Genomic DNA, 8946 nt, shown 5'->3' with positions numbered 1-8946 from the left:
GACGCAAACTGGCCTTATCATCCTAAGCAAGGTGATGGGGTTCCACCTATTTAACCGCCGCTTGGGCTGATGACTCCTACAGAAACGAAAACAGGTGTAACTGTTGGAAGGGCAAGGATATTGCTCGATTTTCTGTAGGAACCAGATGCCGCCATCTGCACTTGTTTTCCTGACCCAAAGGAAAACGCCATGCAATACTCTTCCGAAATCCAATCCATGTGCCCGATTCAACGTGGCGAATTGCATCCGTCTGCTCCGATCCCCGTAGAGGGGCGAATGGTACGCCCTAAAGACGTCATTGCGATTTCAGGTCTCAGTCATGGAGTCGGAACCTGCGCTCCGCAACAAGGTGCGGCTAAACTGACGCTTAACGTAAAGCAAGGCATTATTGAAGAAGCCTTGGTCGAAACTGTGGGCTGCTCGGGTATGACGCACTCTGCGGCGATGGCGGCGGAAATTCTTACCGGTAAAACCATTCTAGAAGCACTGAATACGGACTTGGTATGTGATGCCATAAATGTCGCGATGCGCGAAATCTTTTTGCAGTTTGTTTACGGCCGCAGTCAGTCGGCGTTCTCTCTAGATGGTTTGGAGATAGGTTCAGCACTGGAGGATCTTGGCAAAAGTCAGCGTAGTCAGGTGGGAACCAGTTACTCGACGCGTCTGAAAGGGGTGCGTTATATGGAGCTTGCGGAAGGTTACGTCACCAAACTGGCACTGGATGAACGCAGTGAAGTGATCGGTTACCAATATCTTAACCTGGGCAAAATGATGGCCGACATCGAACGAGGTATCCCGGCTGACGAGGCGATGCAAAATGCGGTCGGAGTCTATGGCCGGTTCAATGAAGCGGCGATGACCATTAACCCTCGTCAGGCGTAACCAAAGGTGAACAAAATGAATACTCAAGTGACTCAACTACTGCAAAGCATGAATTTTTCTTCGATTGAAGAAGCGCACCGATACTGCCTGACGTTTGACATCGATCCAAAGCAGCAAGTTTTGGAGACTCAGCCGATCGCCTTTGATAATGCCTGCGATGCGTACACGCTCGGCACCGCGTTGGCCTTGCAGCGCCAGGTAACTAAAGCAGAAGAAGCGGCCATCGCTATTGGGGAAGGTTTGCAGGCATTTTGTAAACCGGGCAGTGTGGCGGCACAGCGTCAAGTTGGGCTGGGCCATGGGGCTCTGGCCGCTCGTTTGCTTAATGAACAGACCCGGTGTTTCGCATTTCTGGCTGGGCACGAATCATTCGCGGCGGCGAAAGGCGCGATAAAAATTGCGTTAAACGCCAATCAATCACGACAAATGCCATTGAAAGTAATCCTTAACGGATTGGGCAAAGATGCTGCGTATTTAATCTCTCGCATCAATGGTTTTACTTACGTCCGGACCGAATTCGACTACGATACAGGAACGCTTGTTGAAGTCAGTCGTACGCGCTTCTCTAAAGGTATCAGAGGAGACATTCTTTGCTATGGGGCGGACGATGTGCGCGAAGGTGTGGCGATCATGCATTGCGAGCAAGTGGATGTCAGTATCACGGGGAACTCAACCAACCCGACCCGTTTTCAACATCCGGTTGCTGGTATCTATAAGTCCGAGTGCACGGCGCTCAATAAGCGGTATTTCTCTGTCGCTTCAGGTGGTGGAACCGGCAGAACGTTACATCCAGATAATGTGGCAGCAGGTCCGGCGTCTTACGGTTTGACCGATACGCTAGGCAGGATGCATGCCGATGCACAGTTTGCAGGCAGCTCATCGGTGCCGGCGCATGTGGCGATGATGGGGTTCATTGGTATGGGGAACAACCCGATGGTAGGGGCGACCGTGGCACTGGCCGTCGCCGTTGAACAACAAGTGCATCAATAACGACTAGTTATGCTGAGAGGGTTGGCGTGCATTTTCCAGACTCTCAGCTTCTTGCGAATACCGGCTACGAAGAAACTCCAGCTTTTCCATCAGCTTTTGCACCTCTTGCCGCAGCTTTTGATTAACTTGTATATAACCTGCGCTGGTTATCATATTGAGCGCAAATCCTTGTTCTTCGCAGGCTTGGTTCAAAGACAACCAGTTGGACTCCATCAGACGGATAGCAGGCGTCATCTGACGCAGTTGTAACGTCTCTATATTCATGTTGTCTGCAGCGGCTCTTGATGCCCGGATTTGTCCTTCCAGTTTTAGGTGCCACTGTTGTTTGTCTGATTGCCAGAAAGACACCAGTTCCTGTGAGGAAAATTCATCATGGAGAAAAACCTGGCGATGATACGCAGACAACCAGAAGTTGAATTTGTTGGCATGAAAGTTATACCTGTCGTCAATTCGCTTTTGTGCAGCAAGAGCTTTGTTCCATTCTTTTTCATTACACTGCACACTTTTGGCTTGAGACGGTAAAGTGATCAACGCTGTGGCCGTTATAAGGACAAGTAGTCGCCAGATCATAGTTATCTCTGCAGGTGTATCTGAGTTAATTATAGATGAGCGATGTGTGATTGAGATAAACAGGAAGAAGACGCGAAGCGATGAGAAAAATAGTGATGTTGGTCTTGCTGGTGCTCGGATTGGCTGCGTCTGCTGCTGGGTATTACATGTTTTATCTCAAACCGAAGGAAGCCGCGCAAAACGCCAGTCAGAATGAGCCTCTTGTACCGCCAGCAACCGAATACAAAGGCAAGAAAGTCGTCAAAACGCAACCGGATGTCGTGAAAACAGACTATTACGTTGGTTCTCCTCAGTTAGGTGTGCGAGAAGCTCCGGATTATGATGCTTATGCTGAGACCGAATATTATCGTGGTGACAAGCTGATTATTCTCGAGCAAAAGGACGGGTGGGGCCGAATTTCGCCCTATTATGTATACGAAGAAGGCGGCCCGGAAGTGGCGGAGTGGGTGCCGATGGATGCCTTACTTGAAACGCCGCCTATCATCAGTGAAGCCGAGCGTCGGGAGACGATAACCGGGTACATCAACGGCTCAGACGATTTTGATCTCTATGAAGAGATGTTTATTAAAACAACCGACAAATTGCTGCAAGACGGAACTTGCTCACCAGCGGATTTTGAAGAGCTCGGAGGATGGGTCACTTCTGTCAAATACAGTGATGGCTACGTGTACTTTGTCTATTGTGGCGGCTTCAAGGTGTCAAATAAGATTTATGTCGATGTTCAAACAGGCGAAATTTTCTTTCGCTAATTACTGAGGGGCGAATAATCAGAGGTTCGGAGCCTTTGACTTTCAGTCTTTGAGTCACTCTTTCGTTTACTTTTGGCGAGCTTTTGAACGGCTCTGGCTCAAAATTAAGACACTTACCTATGTTGCACCATTGAAATGTTAGATTTTAGAACTTTTTAGTTGTCGCTATGAATGCGCAAATCTATTATGCATTCTGGTTTGGTTTTTATTGGCCGCGTGAATGGCATTTCGCTTAATTAAATACATCTTCTGTACCTTGCTGGCGATGGTTTTACCTTCGCAGGCTTCTGCGTACCTGTCGCAGACGGAATCCGATGTATTGACACGTCTGTCCAGCACTAAACCGTCACACGTATTACCGGGGAGTATTGATTTTCAGGCTCTGTTTGATCAGAGTGGGGAAACGCAAACTCCGTCGTCAACACCCAGCTCTCATTCCGAATTTGACTCCGCGGCCGTTGGTATCATTAACGCTAACCGTTGGAGCTCCCGCCATTTGGAAGATGGCGATGTTCCGTCTTTCGATGGCAGTGATATTAATAGCGCTATTGCGCCGGCACATCGGCTCTACCGCGCAGATATCGACACGCCTCATTACGAGACAGACAACCAGTTTTCCCAAAGCCATCGTATTGCTGGCTGGAAAGAAACCAATGCACTGTACGTAGCGCTAAACAGTCAATACTGAGTTTTCCTCTTTACGTGGCGTTTTCCGCGCCAGGCTTTATCTCAATCTGATTTAGACAACACTCGATAAACAATCGAGGGATTATACGTATATGAAGAAAACTCCGAAAAAGACGGCAAAGAGCGCTCGTCTGATGAATCACTATTCTGCTTGGAAGTATGTGGTTCTGGTTGCGACAATTATTGTCCTGACACTCAGCGCTATTCCGACCTGGTACGGTGAGAAACCGTCCATTCAGGTGACAGCGTCACAGAACAGCAAAGTGTTGAGTTCAGTAACAGAAGTGAACCAGTATCTGGCTCATCGCAACATCAATGTAGACACCATCACCCAACAAGGTGAGAAAACCACGCTGGTATTCAATAACGAAACGGATCAAACCCATGCACGCGGGGCATTGGACGAACTGTTGAACAAAGATGACAGTATTTCGTTCTCTTATGTGTCCGTGGCACCGCAATGGCTGAGCAACCTGGGTTTTAGCCCGATCAAACTTGGCCTTGATCTGCGAGGAGGTGTTCAGTTTCTGCTGAATGTGGATGTGGACAAAGCCTTTGAAGATCAGCGCAATGCACTGGTTGATGAGATGCGCGACATGCTTCGTCAAGAACGGGTGCGTAATGTTCAGTTTGTGAAAGTAGGCGTGGATGGCTTTGATCTTAATAGTATTTCTTCAGACGCTCTGACGAAATCAGCTACGTACCTCAAACAGAACTATCCAGGTTGGGATGTGAAACGCTATTCCGATCACCTGAGTGTGAATCCGACGCAACAGAACAAAAGTGAGTTCCAGAGCATCACGTTGACGCAAAACCTTAAGATTATGCGTGATCGGATTGAGGAACTGGGCATTACGGAAGCCTTGGTTCAGCGTCAAGGCGAACACAGCATCCGTATCGAATTGCCGGGTGTTCAAGACCCGTCTCAGGCAAAAAATGTGATTGGTGCGACAGCTACGCTGGCATTCCATGAAGCGAAAGAACCGTCTCAGGGCAAGTCGTATGACGACATGATCCTCAAAGACAACAATGGTCGTGAAGTGGTTCTGGCAAAGCGTCCGGTGTTGACTGGCGAACACATTGTCAATGCGCGTGCTGGTGTTGATAAAATGGGTTTCTCCGAGGTGAACATTTCTCTCGACCATGCTGGTGGCAAAATCATGAGTGATTTTTCCGGTAAGCACATTGGTAAGCCAATGGCGACGGTGTACCGCGAATACACCACCAACGCGAAAGGCGAAACAGAACGCAGCGAACGTGTGATCAGCGTAGCAACGATTCAGTCTCAACTGGGCAGTCAGTTCCGCATTACGGGGGCTGGCTCTATGCAGGATGCGCAGAATCTGGCTCTGTTACTGCGTGCTGGCTCTCTGACCGCACCTGTAACCATTGTCGAAGAGCGTACAATCGGCGCGTCTTTGGGGGCGGAGAATATTCACAACGGTTTTGCGGCGCTGGCATTAGGTATGGCGATGACGCTGACCTTCATGGCTTTGTGGTACCGCCGTTTAGGCTGGGTTGCGAATACCGCGTTGCTGATCAATATGGTGAGCTTGCTGGGTATGATTGCGTTGCTGCCGGGAGCGGTACTGACGTTGCCAGGTATTGCGGGCCTGGTACTGACTGTCGGCATGGCAGTGGATACCAACGTGCTGATTTTTGAGCGGATAAAAGATAAGGTCAAAGAAGGGCGCTCTTTTGCCCAGTCGATCGATCAAGGTTTCAACAGTGCATTCAGCACTATTTTGGACGCGAACGTCACGACCATGATTACCGCCGTCATTCTTTACTCCATCGGTAACGGACCTATTCAGGGCTTTGCCCTGACGCTGGGATTGGGTTTGTTGACCAGTATGTTCAGTGGTGTGTTCGCATCACGGGCAATCATTAACTTGGTTTGGGGCCGCGATGGCCGCCGCGATGTGAGGGTATAAATCATGGTTGAGTATTTGAAACGACACATTCGCCCAATTCGCTACGTGACGGGATTGGTCTCTATTCTGCTGATGGTGATTTCTTTTGCGGCGTTAGGCGTACGGGGTCTGAATATGGGCCTGGATTTCACGGGTGGTATGGTGACCGAAGTGAAAGTTGATCCGACCCTGACTAACGTGCAACTGACTCAGGTGCTGAAGCCTGATCTTGGAGAGTTTACCAGTGTCACACACTCGAATGAGGACGGACGCTGGATCATCCGCTATGCGATCCCAGAAGCAGGGCAAACCACCCCGGATATTACCCACATTCTTCAGGGGGTGTCGCATCAAGTGGATGTGATCAGCAATAGTATGGTGGGATCACAGGTTGGCCAGGATCTCTACAATCAAGGTGGTCTGGCATTTCTTATCTGTGTGCTGTGTATTCTGGGTTATCTGAGCTTCCGTTTTGAATGGCGCTTAGCAAGCGGGGCAATACTGGCATTGTTCCACGATGTGGTATTGGTGCTCGGCTTCTTCGCGTTGTCACAGATGGAGTTCAACCTTACGGTATTCGCGGCGGTGCTGGCGATCCTCGGTTATTCGTTGAATGATTCCATTATCATTGCAGACCGGATTCGTGAGCTTTTATTGGCGAAGCCGAAGACGCCGACCAAAGACACCAACGATCAGGCAGTGATCGCGACATTTTCGCGTACTATGGTGACATCGGGCACCACCTTGATGACAATTGCTGCGCTATGGATCATGGGAGGCGGGCCACTAGAAGGATTTGCAATTGCGATGTTCATCGGTGTGATTTCCGGTACCTGGTCTTCGATTTCAATCGGTACTATCTTGCCGGAGTGGTTTAAACTGGAGCCGAAACACTACATGCCAGTAGAAGTGGATACCGCACCTTAACAAGAAAAGCCAGAAAGCCCCGCGACAGCGGGGCTTTGTCATTACTGGGTTTGTGCGGCGAGAAACTCCGTAAAGCGGGTCCACGATTTTTCATCAGCATCTTTGCGATAACGCTCACTGCCAAATACAGTAAAGGCGTGCGGCGCGCCACTGTAGGTGATCATTTCATGCTTCACGCCTTGTGATTCCAGTTCACTGGCCAGCGTGGCAAATTGATCCATGGTGATGGCGCTATCGGCTGTTCCATGGAAAACCAGGATTGGCGCTTTAGCATCGGCATACGATTGACCTTCTGGGGTTGTCAGTCCGCCGTGAAACGTGACAAACCCTTTGGCGTTCATGCCTGCTCGGGCGGACTCAAGCACTGCGGCACCACCAAAACAATACCCCATAACGACCACATTCGTGCCACTGCCGTTCAACTTCGCGGCATAATCCAGGCTACCTTGCATCAGTGCTCGCAACTTTTGGCGATCCTTGTAAAGCTCGCCGGTATGCTGACGTTTGTCTTCGACTTTGGTCGGGCGAACGCCTTTTCCAAACAAATCGACGGCGAAAACGTTATAGCCTAGTTTATTGAGCATTTCCGAACGTTGCACTTCGTAGTCGGTCAGCCCATCCCAGTCATGAACCAACAAAACAAGTGGTGCAGTGTCGCTGACTTTGGACCAGTAGCCCTCGTATTCACTACCATTTACATTGTAAATCTGATTCTCTCCGGCCAGTACTGATGCTGTCAAAAGTGACAAAGAGAGTGCGAGTGGTTTAAGCATAATCACCTCCTGTGTTCCGACTAGTTTAGTACGTGCCTGAACAAACAGTAGAGCAAAACAAAAAAGCCTCCCGAGGGAGGCTTAATAGCATAGAGTAAGATCACATAGCCGCTTGAAAGATCTGACTGATCTCGTCGTGAGTAGCCTGTTTCGGGTTAGTGAAACCGCAGGCATCTTTGAGTGCGTTATCCGCCAGGGTTGGAATGTCTTCCGCTTTCGCGCCCAGTTCACCGATACCCGCAGGGATACCGACATCTTTGGCTAACTGAACGATGGCGTCGATTGCGGCGTTTGCGCCTTGTTCTGCCGACATTGCATCGACATTTACACCCATTGCTTTCGCTACGTCACGCAGACGTTCAGGACACACCTGGGCATTGTATCGTTGCACGTGTGGTAACAAGATGGCATTGCACACACCGTGCGGCAGGTCGTAGAAGCCGCCAAGTTGGTGTGCCATCGCATGCACATAACCCAGAGAGGCGTTATTGAATGCCATACCTGCCATAAATTGAGCGTACGCCATTTGTTCGCGGGCTTCGATATCATCACCTTTTTTCACCGCGGTGCGCAGGTAGGCCTGAATCAGCTCAATCGCTTTTATCGCTACCGCATCTGTGATCGGCGTAGCGGCCGTTGACACATAGGCTTCTACGGCGTGAGTCAGTGCATCCATACCCGTCGCGGCGGTCAGGGAAGCCGGTTTCGCCAGCATCAGTTCTGGGTCATTGACCGACATCAGTGGGGTCGTGTGCTTATCGACGATCGCCATTTTAATGTGACGTTTTTCATCGGTGATGATACAAAATCGTGTCATTTCAGACGCGGTGCCCGCTGTTGTATTGATGGCCACCAATGGCAGCATCGGTTTTGCTGACTGGTCGACACCTTCATAATCGGCGATTGCACCACCATTGGTGGCGACCAGCGCAATGCCTTTTGCGCAATCGTGTGGTGATCCACCGCCCAGCGAGATAACAAAGTCACATTCGTTGTCTGCCAGAAGGCTAAGTCCGTCGTTAACATTTCCTATGGTTGGGTTCGGTTGGGTGCCATCAAAAACCACGGTATCGACGTCTCTATCGCCCAACAGATCCTGAACCTGTTTCACCACGCCGATTTGATTGAGCACTTTGTCGGTCACGATCAGGCCTTTCTTAAAGCCTTGCGACAGAATGCTGTCTGCTGCGTCTTTAAGACAGCCTGCGCCCATCAGGTTAACCGTAGGAATGAAAAATGCACTTGTCATTAAGAATGCTCCACTGTGTTTATGTATGCATACAGGCTCGCATATAATGTGGATAAAAAGGCTTGATCTGAGGCAAGTTCTGGCACGTCAAACTCACAGATAGTGATATTTGTGATGTGAGTCTTGTTGCACATTGTGTGTGGTTTGTTAAACGCAAGTGATTAAAATTATACTTTTAATCAAATGGTTAAACAGAATGGAAAAAG

Annotated in this window: 9 protein-coding genes and 1 riboswitch; of the genes, 6 read left to right on the top strand and 3 right to left on the bottom strand. The window is 49.6% G+C overall.

Annotation, left to right across the window (positions count from 1 at the left end):
- The first annotated feature begins 21 nt into the window (after positions 1 to 21).
- Positions 22 to 86, top strand: a riboswitch (Fluoride riboswitch).
- A gap of 103 nt (positions 87 to 189) precedes the next feature.
- Positions 190 to 882 (top strand): iron-sulfur cluster assembly scaffold protein, encoded by a 693-nt coding sequence (locus tag CAG65_RS02995; protein WP_161448162.1) that lies wholly within the window; start codon positions 190 to 192, stop codon positions 880 to 882.
- 15 nt (positions 883 to 897) lie between these two features.
- Positions 898 to 1872, top strand: a complete 975-nt coding sequence (locus CAG65_RS02990) for a GGGtGRT protein (RefSeq protein ID WP_161452082.1) — start codon at positions 898 to 900, stop codon at positions 1870 to 1872.
- 3 nt (positions 1873 to 1875) lie between these two features.
- Here CAG65_RS02990 and CAG65_RS02985 read toward each other — a convergent pair whose 3' ends face one another.
- The gene (locus tag CAG65_RS02985; RefSeq protein ID WP_161452080.1) at positions 1876 to 2442 is read right to left on the bottom strand and encodes a hypothetical protein; all 567 of its coding nucleotides are present in this window, start codon (positions 2440 to 2442) and stop codon (positions 1876 to 1878) included.
- Between the two features lie 80 nt (positions 2443 to 2522).
- Here CAG65_RS02985 and CAG65_RS02980 point away from each other — a divergent pair, with 80 nt between their 5' ends.
- From CAG65_RS02980 to secF, 4 genes are all read left to right on the top strand, one after another.
- Positions 2523 to 3191, top strand: coding sequence for a hypothetical protein (locus CAG65_RS02980; RefSeq protein ID WP_021705030.1), 669 nt, complete (start codon positions 2523 to 2525; stop codon positions 3189 to 3191).
- Between the two features lie 220 nt (positions 3192 to 3411).
- Positions 3412 to 3879 (top strand): hypothetical protein, encoded by a 468-nt coding sequence (locus tag CAG65_RS02975; RefSeq protein WP_161452078.1) that lies wholly within the window; start codon positions 3412 to 3414, stop codon positions 3877 to 3879.
- Positions 3880 to 3970: 91 nt separating this feature from the next.
- Positions 3971 to 5812: a protein translocase subunit SecD gene (secD, locus tag CAG65_RS02970; protein WP_161452076.1), complete on the top strand. Its 1842-nt coding sequence runs from the start codon at positions 3971 to 3973 to the stop codon at positions 5810 to 5812.
- Between the two features lie 3 nt (positions 5813 to 5815).
- The gene (gene secF, locus CAG65_RS02965; protein ID WP_161452074.1) at positions 5816 to 6718 is read left to right on the top strand and encodes a protein translocase subunit SecF; all 903 of its coding nucleotides are present in this window, start codon (positions 5816 to 5818) and stop codon (positions 6716 to 6718) included.
- 41 nt (positions 6719 to 6759) lie between these two features.
- Here the strand turns inward: secF and CAG65_RS02960 are convergent, their stop codons facing one another.
- Positions 6760 to 7497, bottom strand: coding sequence for a dienelactone hydrolase family protein (locus tag CAG65_RS02960; protein ID WP_443098369.1), 738 nt, complete (start codon positions 7495 to 7497; stop codon positions 6760 to 6762).
- Between the two features lie 94 nt (positions 7498 to 7591).
- Positions 7592 to 8740, bottom strand: coding sequence for an L-threonine dehydrogenase (gene yiaY, locus CAG65_RS02955; protein WP_161452070.1), 1149 nt, complete (start codon positions 8738 to 8740; stop codon positions 7592 to 7594).
- Positions 8741 to 8946 lie beyond the last annotated feature (206 nt).

This window comes from Vibrio sp. V39_P1S14PM300, from assembly GCF_009904765.1.
GTDB lineage: Bacteria > Pseudomonadota > Gammaproteobacteria > Enterobacterales > Vibrionaceae > Vibrio > Vibrio proteolyticus.
This window is presented reverse-complemented; position numbering and strand designations above follow the sequence as displayed.

Bases quoted from the DNA above. Each gene is read 5' to 3' on its own strand.
- CAG65_RS02995 (WP_161448162.1), top strand. From the start codon at position 190: ATGCAATACTCTTCCGAAATCCAATCCATGTGCCCGATTCAACGTGGC.
- CAG65_RS02975 (WP_161452078.1), top strand. From the start codon at position 3,412: ATGGCATTTCGCTTAATTAAATACATCTTCTGTACCTTGCTGGCGATG.
- secD (WP_161452076.1), top strand. From the start codon at position 3,971: ATGAAGAAAACTCCGAAAAAGACGGCAAAGAGCGCTCGTCTGATGAAT.
- CAG65_RS02990 (WP_161452082.1), top strand. From the start codon at position 898: ATGAATACTCAAGTGACTCAACTACTGCAAAGCATGAATTTTTCTTCG.
- yiaY (WP_161452070.1), bottom strand. From the start codon at position 8,740: ATGACAAGTGCATTTTTCATTCCTACGGTTAACCTGATGGGCGCAGGC.
- secF (WP_161452074.1), top strand. From the start codon at position 5,816: ATGGTTGAGTATTTGAAACGACACATTCGCCCAATTCGCTACGTGACG.
- CAG65_RS02985 (WP_161452080.1), bottom strand. From the start codon at position 2,442: ATGATCTGGCGACTACTTGTCCTTATAACGGCCACAGCGTTGATCACT.
- CAG65_RS02980 (WP_021705030.1), top strand. From the start codon at position 2,523: ATGAGAAAAATAGTGATGTTGGTCTTGCTGGTGCTCGGATTGGCTGCG.